The organism is Pseudomonas sp. BW7P1, from assembly GCF_024981055.1.
GTDB classification, from domain to species: domain Bacteria; phylum Pseudomonadota; class Gammaproteobacteria; order Pseudomonadales; family Pseudomonadaceae; genus Aquipseudomonas; species Aquipseudomonas bananamidigenes.
In genome coordinates this window covers 2,675,170-2,691,546 of sequence record NZ_CP103374.1, presented here as the reverse complement: position 1 = coordinate 2,691,546, position 16,377 = coordinate 2,675,170, and the positions used below count along the sequence as shown (strand labels likewise).

Annotated in this window: 16 protein-coding genes; 7 read left to right on the top strand and 9 right to left on the bottom strand. The window is 62.0% G+C overall.

Annotation, left to right across the window (positions count from 1 at the left end):
- Positions 1 to 73: 73 nt before the first annotated feature.
- Positions 74 to 484: a hypothetical protein gene (locus NWV16_RS12025; RefSeq protein ID WP_260523195.1), complete on the bottom strand. Its 411-nt coding sequence runs from the start codon at positions 482 to 484 to the stop codon at positions 74 to 76.
- A gap of 298 nt (positions 485 to 782) precedes the next feature.
- Between NWV16_RS12025 and NWV16_RS12020 the strand changes: the two genes are divergently transcribed.
- The 3 genes from NWV16_RS12020 (at position 783) to NWV16_RS12010 (ending at position 3,197) form a co-directional block, all read left to right on the top strand.
- Complete coding sequence (locus NWV16_RS12020) at positions 783 to 1,208, top strand: hypothetical protein (protein ID WP_260523194.1); 426 nt, start codon at positions 783 to 785, stop codon at positions 1,206 to 1,208.
- A gap of 21 nt (positions 1,209 to 1,229) precedes the next feature.
- Positions 1,230 to 1,646 carry an organic hydroperoxide resistance protein gene (locus tag NWV16_RS12015; protein ID WP_065260065.1) on the top strand — a complete coding sequence of 139 codons (417 nt, stop codon included), beginning with the start codon at positions 1,230 to 1,232 and terminating at the stop codon, positions 1,644 to 1,646.
- Between the two features lie 117 nt (positions 1,647 to 1,763).
- Positions 1,764 to 3,197 carry a catalase gene (locus tag NWV16_RS12010; protein WP_260523193.1) on the top strand — a complete coding sequence of 478 codons (1,434 nt, stop codon included), beginning with the start codon at positions 1,764 to 1,766 and terminating at the stop codon, positions 3,195 to 3,197.
- A gap of 57 nt (positions 3,198 to 3,254) precedes the next feature.
- Here the strand turns inward: NWV16_RS12010 and NWV16_RS12005 are convergent, their stop codons facing one another.
- The 3 genes from NWV16_RS12005 to NWV16_RS11995 form a co-directional block, all read right to left on the bottom strand.
- On the bottom strand, positions 3,255 to 4,673 hold the full coding sequence (locus NWV16_RS12005; RefSeq protein WP_260523192.1) for an aldehyde dehydrogenase family protein: 1,419 nt from the start codon (positions 4,671 to 4,673) through the stop codon (positions 3,255 to 3,257).
- 66 nt (positions 4,674 to 4,739) lie between these two features.
- Positions 4,740 to 5,489 (bottom strand): creatininase family protein, encoded by a 750-nt coding sequence (locus NWV16_RS12000; protein ID WP_260523191.1) that lies wholly within the window; start codon positions 5,487 to 5,489, stop codon positions 4,740 to 4,742.
- 133 nt (positions 5,490 to 5,622) lie between these two features.
- Complete coding sequence (locus NWV16_RS11995) at positions 5,623 to 6,438, bottom strand: helix-turn-helix transcriptional regulator (RefSeq protein WP_260523190.1); 816 nt, start codon at positions 6,436 to 6,438, stop codon at positions 5,623 to 5,625.
- Between the two features lie 133 nt (positions 6,439 to 6,571).
- Between NWV16_RS11995 and NWV16_RS11990 the strand changes: the two genes are divergently transcribed.
- Entirely contained in the window at positions 6,572 to 7,786 is a 1,215-nt protein-coding gene (locus tag NWV16_RS11990; RefSeq protein WP_260523189.1) for a CynX/NimT family MFS transporter, read from the top strand.
- Between the two features lie 42 nt (positions 7,787 to 7,828).
- Here the strand turns inward: NWV16_RS11990 and NWV16_RS11985 are convergent, their stop codons facing one another.
- The 4 genes from NWV16_RS11985 to NWV16_RS11970 form a co-directional block, all read right to left on the bottom strand.
- Positions 7,829 to 8,605 (bottom strand): alpha/beta fold hydrolase, encoded by a 777-nt coding sequence (locus tag NWV16_RS11985; RefSeq protein ID WP_065260071.1) that lies wholly within the window; start codon positions 8,603 to 8,605, stop codon positions 7,829 to 7,831.
- Between the two features lie 23 nt (positions 8,606 to 8,628).
- Positions 8,629 to 9,138, bottom strand: a complete 510-nt coding sequence (locus tag NWV16_RS11980) for a cytochrome P460 family protein (protein ID WP_260523188.1) — start codon at positions 9,136 to 9,138, stop codon at positions 8,629 to 8,631.
- Positions 9,139 to 9,162: 24 nt separating this feature from the next.
- Entirely contained in the window at positions 9,163 to 10,206 is a 1,044-nt protein-coding gene (locus NWV16_RS11975; RefSeq protein WP_260523187.1) for an alpha/beta fold hydrolase, read from the bottom strand.
- Between the two features lie 85 nt (positions 10,207 to 10,291).
- Positions 10,292 to 11,638: an epoxide hydrolase family protein gene (locus NWV16_RS11970; protein ID WP_260523186.1), complete on the bottom strand. Its 1,347-nt coding sequence runs from the start codon at positions 11,636 to 11,638 to the stop codon at positions 10,292 to 10,294.
- A gap of 203 nt (positions 11,639 to 11,841) precedes the next feature.
- On the opposite strand from NWV16_RS11970, the gene NWV16_RS11965 reads away from it, so the two are divergent.
- Positions 11,842 to 13,071 carry an MFS transporter gene (locus NWV16_RS11965; protein WP_260523185.1) on the top strand — a complete coding sequence of 410 codons (1,230 nt, stop codon included), beginning with the start codon at positions 11,842 to 11,844 and terminating at the stop codon, positions 13,069 to 13,071.
- Here the strand turns inward: NWV16_RS11965 and NWV16_RS11960 are convergent.
- On the bottom strand, positions 13,058 to 14,023 hold the full coding sequence (locus NWV16_RS11960) for a quinone oxidoreductase (protein WP_260523184.1): 966 nt from the start codon (positions 14,021 to 14,023) through the stop codon (positions 13,058 to 13,060). The genes NWV16_RS11965 and NWV16_RS11960 overlap by 14 nt on opposite strands.
- Positions 14,024 to 14,360: 337 nt before the next feature.
- On the opposite strand from NWV16_RS11960, the gene NWV16_RS11955 reads away from it, so the two are divergent.
- Positions 14,361 to 15,962 (top strand): PAS domain-containing sensor histidine kinase, encoded by a 1,602-nt coding sequence (locus NWV16_RS11955; RefSeq protein ID WP_260523183.1) that lies wholly within the window; start codon positions 14,361 to 14,363, stop codon positions 15,960 to 15,962.
- Entirely contained in the window at positions 15,962 to 16,333 is a 372-nt protein-coding gene (locus NWV16_RS11950; protein WP_065260078.1) for a response regulator, read from the top strand. Before NWV16_RS11955 ends, NWV16_RS11950 begins: the two co-directional genes overlap by 1 nt.
- Positions 16,334 to 16,377 lie beyond the last annotated feature (44 nt).

Here is a 16,377-nt window from a genome sequence, read left to right as displayed (position 1 = left end):
TGTGATCAGGCAGGGGCAGTACGCACCCCGCCAGTCAGGCCCCGGCATCAAGTGCCGGTTCGGTCATTCGAATTCAGGAAGATGGCGCGGCACGCGCATGCAGACTCGCGTCGCACGCAGGCACACACAGGAAACCGGGGGGAGAAAGGCTGGCGAAGAACACCGCGGCGCGATCAGCGTGAACAGCTGGAGAATTGCCAGGACCGATGGCGAGATCGATCGCCTTGTCCATTGCATCGTCAATTGCAAACCGCGTGCTCAATTGAAACCTCGACTTCCATTTGAGGGTCAACGACGAGGAACAACCTGCGCGGTGGGTGACAGCGCCAGGGTGGTCCCGATCGGCTGCGACTGCCGGGCCTGTAGACGCACGGCAATCTTCTGGCGCCGGGTTTGTGACCCGGAGCGCCGGCGGATAATAACCACGTTTTTTGCCGGTGAGGCAAACAAAATGTAGGAATTCTGCGAAATAAATATCAGACATTTCCTACGTCATCGTGACGATGGCAAAGAGACAGGGATGTCAAAAATGCCCGAACACCTCCCCGCCGTTTCTCCAGGCAAAGGCCATCGAAAACCCGCGCAGCGTCTTGGCCAGCCAGCAAAAAAATCACCCTGCAACGTGCTGCCACAGCCAGTTGCTAACAAGCGCTAACAACGCATAACTGGCAGTCATGGAGCGGTGAAGGCAGGCTTGAATCTCACCGCCGAGCGCGAGGCTCCCTGCGAATCTTTTCGCTCGCTTCGCTCGGTCGAATGATGGTTTTGCGAGGGATCCGATCATGGCTGAAGGTTATCGCCAACAGTGCCTGTGCGAGGCCGACCGGCTCGGCAACGACGAACTGTATGCCCTGGTCACCGGCGCCGTCCGGCATGACAGGGTTGAATCACAACAGCTGTTCGCGACCGTGACGCCGTTGCTCATCGCCTTTTACGAGGGCCAGGTCCAGGCCGGGCGGATCAGCCGCGAGGACACCGGCAACCTCGTTCAGCAAGCCTTCAAGATGCTTTATCTGGAACAGGCCCGGCACGACCCCGACTTTCCGTTTCGGGCCTGGCTGATCGAGATTGCAAGATCCACGCTGCTCATCAAGCTGGGCAAGCGGGACATGGCCACGACAGCCGCTTCCCCACCGCTGGCGTGCGTGTCGCCAACGGAACGCACCGGCACTGCGCGCGCAGCCTGCAAAGATCGTTCGACGCAGTGAAATCTTCACCAGGGAATGCCCATGATCAACATCGAGAAAACGCTCTACACCGCTCACACCTGCACCACAGGAGGCCGTGAAGGGACCGCACGCAGTCACGACGGTCGACTGGATCTCAGGCTCTCTCCTCCGGGCGCACCCGGAACCGGAACCAATCCCGAGCAGTTGTTCGCGGTGTGCTGGTCAGCCTGTTTTCTCGGTTCCCTGCGCCACGCCTGCAACGCCCGCAGGATCGGCTTCCCGGCAAACGCCGGGGTTGAGGCTCATGTCGACCTCGTACACGCAGAGCACGGGTTCTTCCTGCAGGCACGTCTGGCTGTATCGTTGCCGGAAATCGAGCCGGAACTGGCACAGCAGCTGATCGAAGCGGCGCACCAGAATTGCCCTTATTCCAAAGCCACGCGCAACAACGTCAATGTCAGCATCACCCTCGCCTGATCACACTGCAATGTCCGGCCATTCCCCCCTTTCCTGCAGCGACACCAAGGTGCAATAGAGGGCACCCCGAGGCTTTTGATGTGATGGCGGCAAACCAACAAAAGCCAGGAGTAGCGCATGAACAAGCTGACGACCGCCGCCGGCGCGCCAGTGGTGGATAACAACAACTCGCAGACCGCCGGCCCCCGAGGCCCGGTGCTGTTGCAAGACGTATGGCTGCTGGAAAAACTGGCGCATTTCGATCGTGAGGTCATTCCCGAACGACGCATGCACGCCAAGGGTTCAGGGGCATTCGGCACCTTTACCGTCACCCGCGATATCAGTCGATATACCAAGGCAGCGCTGTTCTCCGGCGTGGGTAAAACCACCGATATCTTCGTGCGTTTTTCCACCGTGGCCGGCGAGCGTGGCGCCGCCGATGCCGAACGTGACATTCGCGGATTCGCCATCAAGTTCTATACCGAGCAAGGCAACTGGGATCTGGTGGGCAACAACACACCCGTGTTCTTTCTTCGTGACCCGTTGAAATTCCCCGACCTCAACCACGCGGTCAAACGCGACCCTCGAACCAACCTGCGCAGCGCCCGCAACAATTGGGATTTCTGGACGCTACTGCCCGAGGCGCTGCATCAAGTGACGATTGTCATGAGTGATCGCGGATTGCCGCGCACTTACCGGCACATGCATGGTTTCGGCAGCCATACGTTCAGTTTCATCAGCCCGGCGAACGAGCGTTTCTGGGTGAAGTTCACCTGGAAAACCGAGCAAGGCATCGAGAACCTGACCGACCAACAAGCCGCGACATTGATCGGCGATGATCGCGAAAGTGCCCAGCGCGACCTGTACACCGCCATCGAGGAAGGCCGCTTCCCGCGATGGAAGCTTTTTGTGCAGATCATGCCCGAGGTGGACGCCGACACCTGCCCGTTCAACCCCTTCGACCTGACCAAGGTCTGGCCTCACAAGGACTACCCGCTGATCGAAGTCGGTGTGCTCGAACTCAACCGCAATCCCGACAACTACTTCGCCGACGTCGAACAGGCGGCCTTCAACCCGGCCAACGTGGTGCCCGGCATCAGCTTCTCACCGGACAAAATGCTCCAGGCGCGACTGTTCTCCTACGGCGATGCACAGCGCTATCGCGTGGGCGTCAATCATCATCAGATCCCGGTGAATGCGCCGCGCTGCCCGGTCAACAGCTATCACCGGGACGGTCAGATGCGCACCGATTCGAATGCGGGCAGCACAATCGGCTACGAGCCCAACAGCCATGGCCAGTGGGCCGAGCAACCGGATTTCAGTGAGCCACCGCTGGCCCTCAAAGGCAGCGCCGGACACTGGAATCACCGCGAGGACGACGATTACTTCTCGCAACCCGGTGCACTGTTCCGCGCCATGTCGCCCGCCCAGCAACAGGCCTTGTTCGAGAACACGGCACGCTCGATCCATGGCGCCAGCGCCCAGACCCGACAACGCCACATCGATAACTGCACCCGCGCCGATCCGGCGTATGGTGCAGGCGTTGCGCAGGCCATCGAAGCACTGGGCTGATCCGCAATGATGCAAGCAGGTCCAGCAGGATTGATCCTGCCGGCCCTGCTGTCGTTGTCAGTCCTCTACGATGCTTTTCGCTTCAAGAAACGCTTCCAGCCCCGACACCCCGAACTCCCTGCCAATCCCCGACTGCTTGACCCCGCCAAACGGCGCAAGCAGCTCCGGTGCAATCCGGTTGATCAACACCGAACCGGCCTCCAGACGCGTAGCGATGCGTCGGCCACGTTCCACCTCGCGGGTGAACACATAGGCCTGCAAACCGTAGACGCTGGCATTGGCAATGCGGACCGCGTCCTCTTCATCGTCATAGGCAATGATCGACAGCACCGGGCCGAAAATCTCTTCCCGGGCGATGTCCATGTCGTTGCTGACGTCGGCAAACACCGTGGGTTTCACGAAATAGCCCTGGCTCAGCCCGGCAGGCCGGCCCTCCCCGCCGACGACCAACCGGGCGCCCTGCTCCAGCCCGCGCCGGATAAAACCCTGCACGCGATCAAACTGCGCCTGGTTGACCATCGGGCCGATGGCGGTCGCCGGATCACGAGGATTACCGACCACTATGGCGTCGACCAGGGTTTTCACCCGCTCGATCACCTGCGGCAAGTTCGTGCGCGGGACCAACAGCCGCGTACCGGCGACACAGGCCTGACCGTTGTTCATGAAAGCGCCATTCAGCGCCATGGGGATGGCCGTTTCGAGATCCGCGTCGTCCAGCAGGATGGACGCCGACTTGCCGGTGAGCGACAGGCTCACCCGTTTCATCGTCTCGATGCCGGCGCGGGCGATGAGTTTTCCGGTGGCGGTGGAGCCGGTAAACGAGATCTTCGCGATGTGCGGGCTGGTGCTGATTTCGTCGCCCACATCGCTCCCGCGGCCCAAGACAATGTTGATCACCCCGTCGGGCAGTTGCGCACGTTGCAGGGCGAGCGCGAGCACCCGGGTCTGCAACGGGCTCAGCTCACTCGGCTTGATGACCGTGGCACAACCGCCGGCAATCGCCGCCGCCAGTTTGCTGCATACCGTACCGGCGGTGCTGTTCCAGGGGGCGAACAACGCCGACACCCCGACCGGCTCCATGATCACCCTTGCATGGCCCACAGACCGGACCAGCTCGTAGCGCTCCAGCACCTGCGCTGCGTTGGCGAAGGACTGCGACGCGTACTGGCTGACCCATTGCGCACGAGCCAACGGTGCGCCGTATTCCTCGATGGCGGTGTCGCGTATTTCGTCGGTGCTCTCCAGCACCGCCGCCTGAAGGCGCTTGAGCATGTCGATACGCTCGGCTTTCGAGGTGCCGCCCATCGTGATCTGTGCACGCCGGGCAGCGGCGATGGCTTGTCTGGCATCGTCGCGGTTGGCCAGGGTGACGGTGCCGATGACTGCTTCCGTCGCCGGGTTGATGCATTCGATCGTTTCGCGGCCCTGAACGGGCACGAATGCGCCATCGATGTAGCTGTGCTTGATAGTCCACATGTCGATACTCCCAAAGGGTTGAAACAGCAACGCCCGGAAAATCCGGGCGTTGGTCAGGGCGACGGCTCAGTCGGGCAATGATTCACGGCTGAAGGCCTGCACCTCCTGCACCAGGCCGCGAGCGGCCATTTCCACCAGTTGCCGGCCCTTTTCCGGTGAAGCCTGGGCCGGGTCCGAGCCCATGCGGCCGTCCGGGTGACGGGCACGGAAGTCCGCCGCTTCACGGATCGGCCCCCAATTGGCGATTTGTGGCGAGTAGTCCGCCGACTTGATGGAATCGGGGTACGCCCATTGGGTCACGGCGATTTCCGAAGGCGTGGCATGAATGCCGTGGCCGGTCGGGAACTGGTCTCGGGCGAGCTCGTTCACCCCTTCCAGGTCCCACCAGTTGCACAGTTTCAAAGCGAACCCGGCTTTGCGGCGGGCGAAACTCGCTTCAGCGTACAGCTCCGAAAACGCGGCTTCGATTGACGCGATGTTGCCGCCGTGGCCATTGAGGAAAAGGATCTTTTCAAAGCCATGGGCGACCAGCGAACGGGTCCAGTCGGCGATGGCAGCGATGAAGGTCGAAGGCCTGAGCGAAATGGTGCCGGGAAAACCCAGGTGATGCTGCGCCATGCCGATGTTGAAGGTCGGGGCGATCAGGATGTCGGCGTTCTTCTGCGCTTCATGGGCGATGATTTCCGGGCACATCCAGTCGGTGCCCAGCAGGCCGGTGGGCCCGTGCTGTTCGTTGGAACCGATCGGGATGACGATAGTGCGGCTGCGTTCGAGGAATTGCGCGATTTCGGACCAGGTCGACAGGTATAAAAGCATCAGGCTTCTCTCTCTTCGAAGGTTCCTTGCGGAACGACGGGCGGGTTTTCAATTACCTGCATTGCAGAAGCATTGATAACACCCGACTCCCTTCGACGACAGAATACAAAGGTATCGGAAACGCCGGACGGCGCTAATCGCGCACGAGAAACGCACGGGGCGATTCGCCCATCACTCGTCTGAACATCGCACTGAAGGCGCTCTGGCTGGCGTAACCCAGGTCCCGGGCAATCACGCTGACGGACTGTCCTTTGTCGAGACGGTCGATGGCAGTCGCCAGCCGCACCTGCTGCAACCAATGACGGAAATTCAGGCCGGTTTCATTGACGAACAGGCGAATCAGCGTGCGCGGACTGGCGCCGACCCGGTCTGCCCAATAGCCGATCGAATGGTCTTGTCCGGGGTCCTGCAGAATTGCCTCGCACACCGTGACCAGTCGCCTGTCGAGCGGCCACGGCACTTCGATCGGCAAGGTCCGCGCCCCCTGCAGTTCGCTGAGTATCAACGCCACGATGTGCGCGTTGCGCCCCTCCTGCGGGTATTCGATCGGCTGCTCGGCCAGGGCCAGAATCAACTCGCGCAACAGTCCGGGGATTTCCAGCACTTTGCAGTCAGGGCCCAGCCCGGCGCAGGCCTGCGGCTCGATGTAGATCGAGCGCATCTTGACCGCGCTCAGCATCAACTGATCGTGGGTCACCCCTGGCGGAATCCATAACGCCCGCTTCGGCGGCAGGATCCACAATCCGCGTTCAGTGGCCACCCGCATCACGCCGCTTGAGGCGTACAGCAACTGCCCATGACGATGCACATGCGGTTCGTTGTACTCGCCAGTGGCCTGATCGCGCACCAGCACGGTCATCACCCGTGGCACATCCCGGTAGTCGGGATAACGTTCGCTGCGCGGCGCGGACTCAGCTCTGGCGATGAGCTTGCGCACCTCTCGTTTCATCAAGTGGACTCTCCTGAAAACGGACCTTGATCGCCTCATTCAGTGATTGTCACTTTGGCGACAAATTCTGGCATTTGCCATTGCGAGCCCATTGTTAGCCTTGCGCTCATTCTTGAGCAATGAGGCTTTTTCCATGGCAAACACGCGTAATCTCTCCGCTCCCCCACAAAGCGTCACGGCGGTGATCGGCCTGCTGATTCTGTCCATCGCGTTGCGTCCGCCGATCATCTCGGTGGGACCGATCCTGACGCTGATCCAGCAACACTTCCAATTGAGCTACACCCAGGCTGCGTTGCTGACTTCCATCCCCGACGTCTGCATGGGCGTGTTCGCGCTGGTGGTGCCGAGCCTGGCCAGGCGCTTCGGGATCGATCGCAGTGTGGTGGTCGCCCTGACATTGTTGGGCGCGTCCACGTTGCTGCGGGCAATCTCGCCGAATGCTTTTTTTCTGCTCGGCAGCACGTTCCTTGCCAGCATCGGCATCGCGGTCGCTGGCGCCATGACCGGTGCATGGATCAAGACTCACTTTGCGCAACGACCGGCGCTGTTCATGGGCATCTATGCCGGCGGACTGAGCCTGGGCGCGACCCTCGCGGCAGTGTTCAGCGCGCCGATTGCCGAGCTGGCGCAGGACTGGCGGGTCAGCGCCGGCAGCTGGAGCGTGCTGTGCCTCACCGCCATCGCCAGCTGGGTGTGGATGGCACGGCGTTTTGCGACACCGGCGCCAGCGGTGAAATCGCCGTCGAACCCGAGCAAACGTCTGCCATGGGTCAATCTGCAGGCGTGGCTGATCGCGTTGAATTTCGGTGCCGGTCAATTCGTGGTCTACGCCCTCTTCGCCTGGATGGCGCCTGCGTCGGTGGAAGCGGCCACGTCGAGTGTTTCCCCGGGCGTTCTGCTGGGCATTTTTACCGCGGTATTCGCCGTTGCCAGCGTGGGTGCGGGGCTGATTCGAGGCAAGGCCCACGACCGGCGCGGCCTGTTGGGATTGTCGGCGTTGCTGGCACTGATGGGAGTTGGCGGCATGGCGTTCCTGCCGGCGTACTGGCCGATGCTCTACGTGGTGCTCGCAGCCATCGGTCTGGGCATGGGTTTCACCGTGGCCATGACCTTGCCGCTGGATCACGCCAGCACCAGCGAACAGGCGGGGTTATGGACGGTGTTCATGCTGTTCATCGGTTACCTGATCGCCGCGCTCGGGCCGCTGCTGTTCGGTGCCTTGCGCGAATACACCGGACACTTCGGCCCGGCGTACGCATCGATGTTCGCGGTACTGCTGTTGATGCTCGGCATCACGCCCCTGCTCAGACTGGCCCCGATGAAGTCGCCGCAGATATCCGCTGCCTGAACCGATAAAAAACGGCGGTGCACCCGGGTGCACCGCCGAAGTTCAGAGGGCCGTCGCCGCTTTCTCGATCAGCCGGGCCACCGGTGCCGGGTTCGACACCATCACCACGTGAGAGCCGCCCTTCACCACCTCGACCGCCTTGGCATCCGCACGTTTGGCCATGAACGCCATCGCCTGGGGCGGTATGTTCCTGTCCTTGTCGCCGTAGATGTACCAGGACGCAATGTGCTTCCAGGCAGGCGCCCCGGCCTGCTCGTTGAGCGCCGCTTCCGTGACGGGCCGCTGGGTGGCCGCCATCAGTGCCGCTTGAGCAGCAGGGACGTCAGCCGCGAACTGATCGTGGAACTTGCTCTGCTGGATGTACAAGTCCTTGCCGCCATCGGCCAGCGCAACGGGTGGCGCCAGCGTTGGCCCGAGGGTACTGCCGGGAAACTTGCCGGCGAGCCCGGCAACAGTTTCACCGGCCTCGGGGGCAAAGGCACTGACATACACCAGCGCCTTGACATTGGCATGATCGTTGGCCGCCTCACTGATGACGTTGCCGCCATAGGAGTGACCGACCAGCACCACCGGCGACTGGATGCTGCTCAGCAACGCCGATACCGCTGCGCCATCGCTCTTGACGCCGCGCAACGGGTTGGCGGCGGCGATCACCGTGTAGCCATCCTTCTCGAGAATTTTCGCCACGCCGTTCCAGCTCGACGCATCGGCGAAGGCGCCATGCACCAGTACCACGGTCGGTTTGGCGGATTGGGCGAAGGCACTCACGCCCAGGCACAGGCCGGCCGCGAGGGTCAGTGCAGTCAATGTTCTTTTCATGTGACAACTCCTTGTGTGATGGATCAGGGGGCGTATCGGGTGAAGACAAAATCGTGGTTCTGCACCCGCGCCTGATGGCAGGCGAAACAGGTCTGGTGCTGGGCTTCATCGGCAGGCTTGCCATTGATGAAGCGGCCAAATCCCCAGCCGCCGGTCGAGGCGTATCGTCGCGAGTCCTTGACCATCACCTGAACGGTGGTGGCCGCCCCCGGAATCGAGGCGGGTTCGAACTCCGGGGACTGCACGTGTTTCCACGCCAGCTTGACCAGCACCGTGCCGTCGGGGAACGGCAGCGTCTTGCTCTGGTAAGCCTTGATCGCCCGGTCATTGCCCAGCACCGCGCGCAATTCATCCAGCGGCGCGGCTTCCTGGGCCGGGGCAATCAGCGCCCACTGACGATAGTTTTTCGGCAGCTTCACGCCGTAGATCGGCGAAGCATCACCGTCATCGGCTTCGCCCAGAGCGACGCCCGTGGCTGCCAGTGCCGCGAGCGCAATGGCCGCTGGCAACACGGCCCAATGGTTGAGTTTCATCGTCGGATTCCCTCAGGCCGGCTATCAGAGATGATCGGCATCGATCACTGCCTGAGCGAAGGCCTGCGGCGCTTCTTGCGGCAGGTTGTGGCCGATGCCACCGCTGATCAGCCGGTATTCGTATTTGCCGGTAAAGCGTTTGGCATACGCCTCGGCCGGTGGGTGCGGCGCACCATTGGCATCACCTTCCAGGGTGATGGTCGGCACGTTGATCGAAGGGAACGCCGCCAGTTTTTTCTCCAGCGGATCGTATTGCGCTTCCCCTTTGATCAGCCGCAGACGCCAGCGGTAGTTGAAGATCGACACGGCGACATGATCGGGATTCTGCAACGCGGCGGCGCTGCGGTCGTAGGTCGCATCGTCGAAGTTCCATTTCGGCGACGCCAATTGCCAGATCAGTTTCGCGAAGTCATGGGTGTTTTTCTCGTAACCCAGACGACCGCGCTCGGTCGCAAAGTAGAACTGATACCACCACTGCAACTCGGCGGCGGGAGGCAACGGCGCCTTGCCGGCGTCCTGGCTGCCGATCAGGTAACCGCTCACCGCCACCAGCGCTTTGACCCGTTCCGGCCAGAGCGCGGCGACGATATCGGCGGTGCGTGCACCCCAGTCGTAACCGCCGAGCACGGCTTGCTTGATCTTCAGGGCATCCATGAAGTCGATCAGATCCTTGGCCAGCGCCGAGGGTTGTCCGTTGCGCACGGTTTTGGCTGACAAAAAGCGCGTATCGCCATAACCGCGCGCATAGGGAATCAGTACCCGATAGCCCTTCTGCGCCAGTGCCGGGGCCACGTCGGTGTAGCTGTGAATGTCGTAGGGCCAGCCGTGCAGCAGGATCACCACCGGGCCGTCGGCGGGGCCGACTTCGGCGTACGACACGTCCAGCAGTCCGGCCTTGACGTGTTTCAGCGCGCCGAATGAAACGTTGCTGCCAGCGGTAATGGCGTCGATCTTGCCTGCAGGCACTTCAGTGGCGCCGGCGTATGTCGCGACGACAGCCAGGGCAATCGCCAGCATCGAACCGGCGAGCACGCGCCGGGATTGGATTACAGCGTCAGAGTCAGTCATGCCGAGTCTCCACCGTGAACCGCCGGGCGGCGGTTCCGGGCTTTGGTTGAAGGGCTTGGGGTTGAAAGGCTTGCGGATCAAAAGGTCAGCGGGCTGCCTGAGCCGTGGTTTTCTGCGCGGCGGCACGCAGTGGCCGGAAGGCTTCGCGCAGTTCTTCGCTGAACAATTGCGGTTGCTCCCAGGCCGCGAAGTGACCGCCCTTGCTGACCTCGCTGAAGTAGGCCAGCGACGGATAGGCGCGTTGCGACCAGACTTTCGGCGCGCGGTAGATTTCGTGAGGGAACACGGTGATCGCGACAGGCACCTTGATGTCGGCGGTCTTCTGCGCGGCGGCACTGAAGTTATTGTTGTTGTTCTCCCAATAGAAACGGGAGGACGAGGCGCCGCTGTCGGTCAGCCAGTAAAGGCTGATGTCATCGAGCATTTCATCGCGGCTCAGGACTTTCTCGGGCTGACCGTCACTGTCGGTCCACGCGGCGAACTTTTCATACATCCACGCCGCCGTGCCGGCAGGCGAATCGGCCAGCAGATAACCGATGGTCTGTGGTCGGGTCACCATCATGGCGCCATAGGCCGCGTTGCGCCCGAAGAACTGGCTGAGCGAGTTGAACGCCGTCAGTTCCGGGCCGCTCAGCCCGGCCGGAGCTGGGTCTCCACCATTGATCGGCTTGACCAGTTCCGGTGGCACGGTGGCCGGCATGTTCAAGTGAATGCCCAGCAGGCCGGGCGGCGCCAGACGACCCAATGCATCAGAGATCACCGAACCGTGGTCGCCGCCCTGAGACACGTAATGGGTATAACCCAGACGTTTCATCAGCACATCCCAGGCCTTTGCGACCCGATCCGGACCCCAGCCGAGTTCGGTCGGCTTGCCGGAAAAACCGTGACCGGGAATCGACGGGATCACCACATCGAACGAGTCCTCCACCTTGCCGCCATATGCCACGGGGTCAGTCAGCGGGCCGATGGTCTTGAGGAACTCGAATTGCGAACCCGGCCAGCCATGGGTGAGGATCAGCGGCATCGCATTGGGGTTGCGTGAACGCACGTGGATGAACTGAATGTCGACACCATCGATCGTGGTCACAAACTCCGGCAAGGCATTGAGTTTCGCCTCGGCCTTGCGCCAGTCATAACCGCTGCCCCAATACTTCACCAGGGCCTCGACCTGCGCCAGCTGCACACCCTGGGACACGTCGTTGACCGTTTCCTTGTCGGGCCAGCGGGTGTCGGCAATGCGTTTGCGCAGGTCAGTCAATTTCGCTTCATCCACATGGACGTGGTACGGACGAATCGCTTGCGACGGATCGGTGGTCGTGCTGCTGGCCCAGGTCGCGCTGCTGCCTGCGAGCACGGCAAGGCCCAGGGCCCCTCTTCTGATGGCTGACGCCAGGCAATGGCGCCATGTGGAACCGCACATAACCGCAACCATGATGGATCTCCTTGTAGTCATTATTCGAAAGGCATCGCCATTCGGATCAGACCACCCTGACACCCTCGCCGCGATTACACGTTGGTGTCGGTCGATACCTTGGTATGACGCGCAAAATCGCGCTCGAAATCAGCAGCGGTTAACGGGCAGAATGCGGCGGGGACACGGCCCATTTAATTGACAGAGCGGAACAAGGATTGCGGATGCGTGGGGACACAGCGCTCGAACGCCTGAGCAGTACGCCATCGACCACTTCGCAGTGGTGGGTGATCGGGCTGTGCATGCTGTTCAACGTGATCGACGGACTGGATGTGATGGCCATGGCCTTCACCGCCAGCCGCGTTTCTGCGGAGTGGGCGTTGAGCGGCGCGCAACTGGGCCTGTTGTTGAGCGCCAGCCTGGTCGGGATGGCGCTCGGTTCGCTGCTGGCCGCGCCCAGGGCCGACCGCTTCGGTCGCAGGCCGTTGTTGCTCGCCGGTCTGCTGCTCGGCGGCCTGAGCATGTTGCTGTCGTTCTGGAGTCCGGACCATCACGTGCTGATGTTCCTGCGCTTGCTGACCGGCATCGGCACGGGGGCGGTGCTGGTGGGGGCGAACGTGCTGACGTTCGAACACGCCAGCGCGCACCGGCGCAATCTGGCCATCGCACTGCAATCCCTCGCCTTCGCCATGGGCGCCAGCCTGGGCGGGGTACTGGCGCATGTACTGAATGATTGGGTGGGCTGGCGGTATGTCTTTCTTGCCGGTGGTTGCATCACGCTGGCGGCGGCGTTGGCCGGCGTCCATTGGCTACGAGAGTCGCCGTCGTTTCTGGCACTCGAACACCGCGTGCCTGGCGCTCCAGCGTCGCCCGACAACGCCCGCCGACCGTTTGCGCCCGGTCAGTGGCAACAGACCACGTCGCTGGCGCTGGCACTCTTTCTGTTGATGTTCTGCTTTTACTTCGTGATGAGCTGGACCCCGAGCCTGCTGGTCCATAACGGCTTTACCGACCGACAAGGCGCCCGGATCGGGGTGCTGTTGGCGTTCGGGGGCATGCTCGGTGCCCTGCTTCTGGGCCTCGCGGCCAATCGTTTCGGCTGCCAACGTCTGTTAACGGGTTTCCTGCTGCTCAATGCTGTCCTGCTGCCATTGATCGTGCCGGCCTCGCACATACCCGGCCTGGCGGCACTCGTGGCCGTCACCCTTGGCCTGATGCTCAATGGTGCGGTGGCTGCCTTGTATGTCCTGGCCCCTCAGGCGTTCTGCACGTCGGTTCGCACGACCGGTGTCGGCCTGGTACTGGCGATGGGGCGTCTGGGGGCGATCATTTCGCCGGTGGTCGCCGGTTTTCTGCTGGATGCCGAATGGACCGCACAACACCTGTTCACGTTTTTTTCCGTGAGCCAGGTCTTGGCGGCCCTGCTGATCTGGCGTGGCACTAAGGGACGATGATCAACTTGCCCGTCGTGTTGCGCGACTCGATATCAATATGGGCCTGTTGTGCTTCGTCCAGCGAATAACGATTGCCGATGAAGGTCTTCAGCTTGCCGGCACTGACCCACGCGAACAGTTGCCGGGCTTTTTCCAGCAGCACCTTGCGATCGCGAACGTAGTGCATGACCGAGGGATACGTCAGCTTGATGCTGCGCGGCACGCTGAAGATATCGATCGGCGGTATCGGATCCATGAACGGTCCGTACAAAGCCAGGGTGCCGAAGTCATCCAGCATCTCCAGCGAGTCGGCAAAACCTTCCGCGCCAGTGCCGTCGTACACCACATTCACGCGTTTTCCCTCCGTCAGGCGCATGACCTGTCCGGCAATGTTGTGCGCCCGCCCGATCACTGCGTAATCGGCACCTGCCGCGAGCACGGCCTCCACCTTGTCGGCGTGAGATACCCGGCCAATGACCTTGCCGCCATGCAGCTTGATCAACTGGGTCAGCATCAGCCCCACACCACCGGCCGCCGCGTGCACGAAGGCCAAGTCACTTGGCTGGATCGCATGCACCTTGTCCACCAGATTGGCGGCGGTCAGGCCTTGCATCATCAGGCTGGCGGCGGTGACGAAGTCGATCTCATCCGGCAACGGCACCAACTGGCTGACCGGCGCGATGACCTGTTCGGCGTAGCTGCCCGGCACGTAATGCCAGGCCACGCGGTCACCGACACTGAACTCCGTCACCTGCGGGCCGGTGGCCAGGACGATACCGGCGCCTTCCGCCCCCGGTGTCAGCGGCAGTTCCCAGGCAGCGCCGAGCCCGCGCCGGACACCGGTGTCCATGAAATTGATACCCGCCGCCATGACCTTGACCAGGACTTGTCCGGGGCCCGGTTCTGCCAGTTGAATGTCTTGCACCGTCAAGACTTCGGGCCCGCCAAAGGCCTGGATGACCACTGCTTTCATAAGATTCTGCCTTGTCACAGGGACGACCTGTCCTGCTACCTTGGCGGCGGCAGGAGCGCGGACGTCACGTTGCCTTCATTCAATCGTCGGAGGACGTTGAAACCAGGGCCAAGACTGCGCGGCGAATGTATCCACGCGGTTTCGCGAAGCGGGCGCTTTGCATGCTTGTATGGCTGGAGGGGTCGTAGATACAGTGCCTTACAAAAGCAGCATCGTGATGCCCTCCGCAATGTGCGATGGCGGCCGATATTCGCGACAAGCGACACCAAAGTATGATGGGCGGGTGCCATCAGAAGGCGCATCTTTGTTCAACGGTGACTGCACAATGAGAATCGATATGGCGAATGAGCACGAGCGCGTCATCGAAGACGGGCCGGGTCACGTCAATGACAGGAAGCTGCCAATGTCCGAGGTCGATTCGATCATCGACAGCATTCCGGCCATGGTCGCCTTCATGACGCCGTCCGGTGAACTGGAGCAGGTCAACCGGCAAATCCTCGACTACATCGGCATCCCGTTCGATGAACTGAAAAACTGGCAGGCCAGCGACACCGTGCACCCGGACGATCTGCCATCGGTCACTGCGGCGTGGATGCATTCGGTCGGCACCGGCACGCCCTATGACGTCGAGCATCGCATTCGTCGCGCCGACGGGGTCTATCGCTGGTTTCATGTGCGCGGCCTGCCGGTCAGGAACAGCGAGGGCACCATCACTCGCTGGTGCGTGTTGCAGGTCGATATCGATGAGCGCCGACGGGACAAGGTCTTGATCGCCAAGGCCCTCGCAGACGTCAGCCGCTCGGAGGAGCGCCTGCGCGGCATCATCGATGCCGTTCCCGGGTTCGTCTGGAGCGCTTCGCCCGAAGGCAGCGTGGGTTTCGTCAACCGACGCTGGTGCGACTACACCGGCATGTCGCTCGAAGAGGCGTGCGGAAACGGCTGGACGGCCTCGATCCACCCCGACGACGCCCCGGGGCTCGGTGCTTATTGGCAAGCGCTTCTGCATTCGGGCGATGCCGGTGAGTACGAGGCTCGCCTGAAACGCTTCGACGGCATTTACCGCTGGTTTCTGATCCGCGCCGTACCCCAGCGCGACGAGGCGGGCCGGATCGTGTGCTGGTATGGCGAAAACACCGACATCGAAGACCGCAAACAGGCGGAAGCCTTTCTGGCCAAGGCCCGTTCCGAACTGACGCATCTGGCCAGAGTCGCCAGCCTGGGCGCAGTCACCGCATCGATTGCCCATGAGGTCAATCAGCCGCTGGCCGGCATCATCACCAATGCCAGTACCTGCCTGCGGATGCTTGGCGCCGACCCTCCGAATGTCGACGGTGCCCTGGAAACCGCACGCCGCACCATTCGCGACGGCAATCGGGCCGCTGACGTGATCAACCGCTTGCGGGCGTTGTTCTCGAAAAAAAGCATCACCACTGAAAACGTCGACCTCAATGACGCAGCGCGAGAAGTCATCGCCATGCTGCTGGGCGAGCTGCAACGCAACGACGTGGTGCTGCATACCCGATTCGCCGAGGCCCTGCCACCGGTCAAGGGCGACCGGGTGCAGCTTCAACAGGTGATCCTCAACCTGATCATGAACGCCGTAGAGGCCATGACGACGATCACCGGTCGCTCCAGAGAACTTTTCGTCAGCACCGGCCAGGAACACCAGAGCGTTTATCTGGCGGTGAAGGACAGCGGCACCGGCGTCGATCCACAGGACATGGAACGTATTTTCAATGCCTTCTACACCACCAAAAGCTCGGGCATGGGGGTCGGTCTGTCGATCAGTCGCTCCATCATCGAACACCACGACGGGCAGCTCCGGGCCACGGTCCACGACGGACCGGGTACGACGTTCACCTTTTCAATTCCGTGTGCGGACGAGTCTGCGCCAACCGACAACCGCGATGTCTCCGGTCGCGTCATGGAGAATCACTGATGGGTAAGTACTTGCTCGTATCGGTTGTCGATGATGACGAGTCGGTTCGCGAATCGCTGCCTGACCTGATCAGGGAGTTCGGGTTCGCTGTCCAGGCGTTCGCCTCGGCCCAGGCGTTTCTGGCGTCGCCTTATCTCGGCCTGACCGATTGCCTGATTCTCGATGTGGCCATGCCGGGCATGTCCGGGCAGGATCTGCATCGGGAACTGCTGCGTCGCGGCTATCGCATCCCGGTGATTTTCATCACCGCTCACGCCGACGCCAGCCAACAGGCGAAGCTGATGAACACTGGCGCGGTGGAGTGCCTGTTCAAGCCTTTCAGTGAAGCGCAACTGCTCAAGGCCCTGAGCGCCGCCCTGCCCCTCGACTGAGCGCGAAGCGGCAAAGAAAAGGAATCGTCATGTTGAACAGCAAT

Bases quoted from the DNA above. Each gene is read 5' to 3' on its own strand.
- NWV16_RS12025 (WP_260523195.1), bottom strand. From the start codon at position 484: ATGTCTGATATTTATTTCGCAGAATTCCTACATTTTGTTTGCCTCACC.
- NWV16_RS12020 (WP_260523194.1), top strand. From the start codon at position 783: ATGGCTGAAGGTTATCGCCAACAGTGCCTGTGCGAGGCCGACCGGCTC.
- NWV16_RS12015 (WP_065260065.1), top strand. From the start codon at position 1,230: ATGATCAACATCGAGAAAACGCTCTACACCGCTCACACCTGCACCACA.
- NWV16_RS12010 (WP_260523193.1), top strand. From the start codon at position 1,764: ATGAACAAGCTGACGACCGCCGCCGGCGCGCCAGTGGTGGATAACAAC.
- NWV16_RS12005 (WP_260523192.1), bottom strand. From the start codon at position 4,673: ATGTGGACTATCAAGCACAGCTACATCGATGGCGCATTCGTGCCCGTT.
- NWV16_RS12000 (WP_260523191.1), bottom strand. From the start codon at position 5,489: ATGCTTTTATACCTGTCGACCTGGTCCGAAATCGCGCAATTCCTCGAA.
- NWV16_RS11995 (WP_260523190.1), bottom strand. From the start codon at position 6,438: ATGAAACGAGAGGTGCGCAAGCTCATCGCCAGAGCTGAGTCCGCGCCG.
- NWV16_RS11990 (WP_260523189.1), top strand. From the start codon at position 6,572: ATGGCAAACACGCGTAATCTCTCCGCTCCCCCACAAAGCGTCACGGCG.
- NWV16_RS11985 (WP_065260071.1), bottom strand. From the start codon at position 8,605: ATGAAAAGAACATTGACTGCACTGACCCTCGCGGCCGGCCTGTGCCTG.
- NWV16_RS11980 (WP_260523188.1), bottom strand. From the start codon at position 9,138: ATGAAACTCAACCATTGGGCCGTGTTGCCAGCGGCCATTGCGCTCGCG.
- NWV16_RS11975 (WP_260523187.1), bottom strand. From the start codon at position 10,206: ATGACTGACTCTGACGCTGTAATCCAATCCCGGCGCGTGCTCGCCGGT.
- NWV16_RS11970 (WP_260523186.1), bottom strand. From the start codon at position 11,638: ATGGTTGCGGTTATGTGCGGTTCCACATGGCGCCATTGCCTGGCGTCA.
- NWV16_RS11965 (WP_260523185.1), top strand. From the start codon at position 11,842: ATGCGTGGGGACACAGCGCTCGAACGCCTGAGCAGTACGCCATCGACC.
- NWV16_RS11960 (WP_260523184.1), bottom strand. From the start codon at position 14,023: ATGAAAGCAGTGGTCATCCAGGCCTTTGGCGGGCCCGAAGTCTTGACG.
- NWV16_RS11955 (WP_260523183.1), top strand. From the start codon at position 14,361: ATGGCGAATGAGCACGAGCGCGTCATCGAAGACGGGCCGGGTCACGTC.
- NWV16_RS11950 (WP_065260078.1), top strand. From the start codon at position 15,962: ATGGGTAAGTACTTGCTCGTATCGGTTGTCGATGATGACGAGTCGGTT.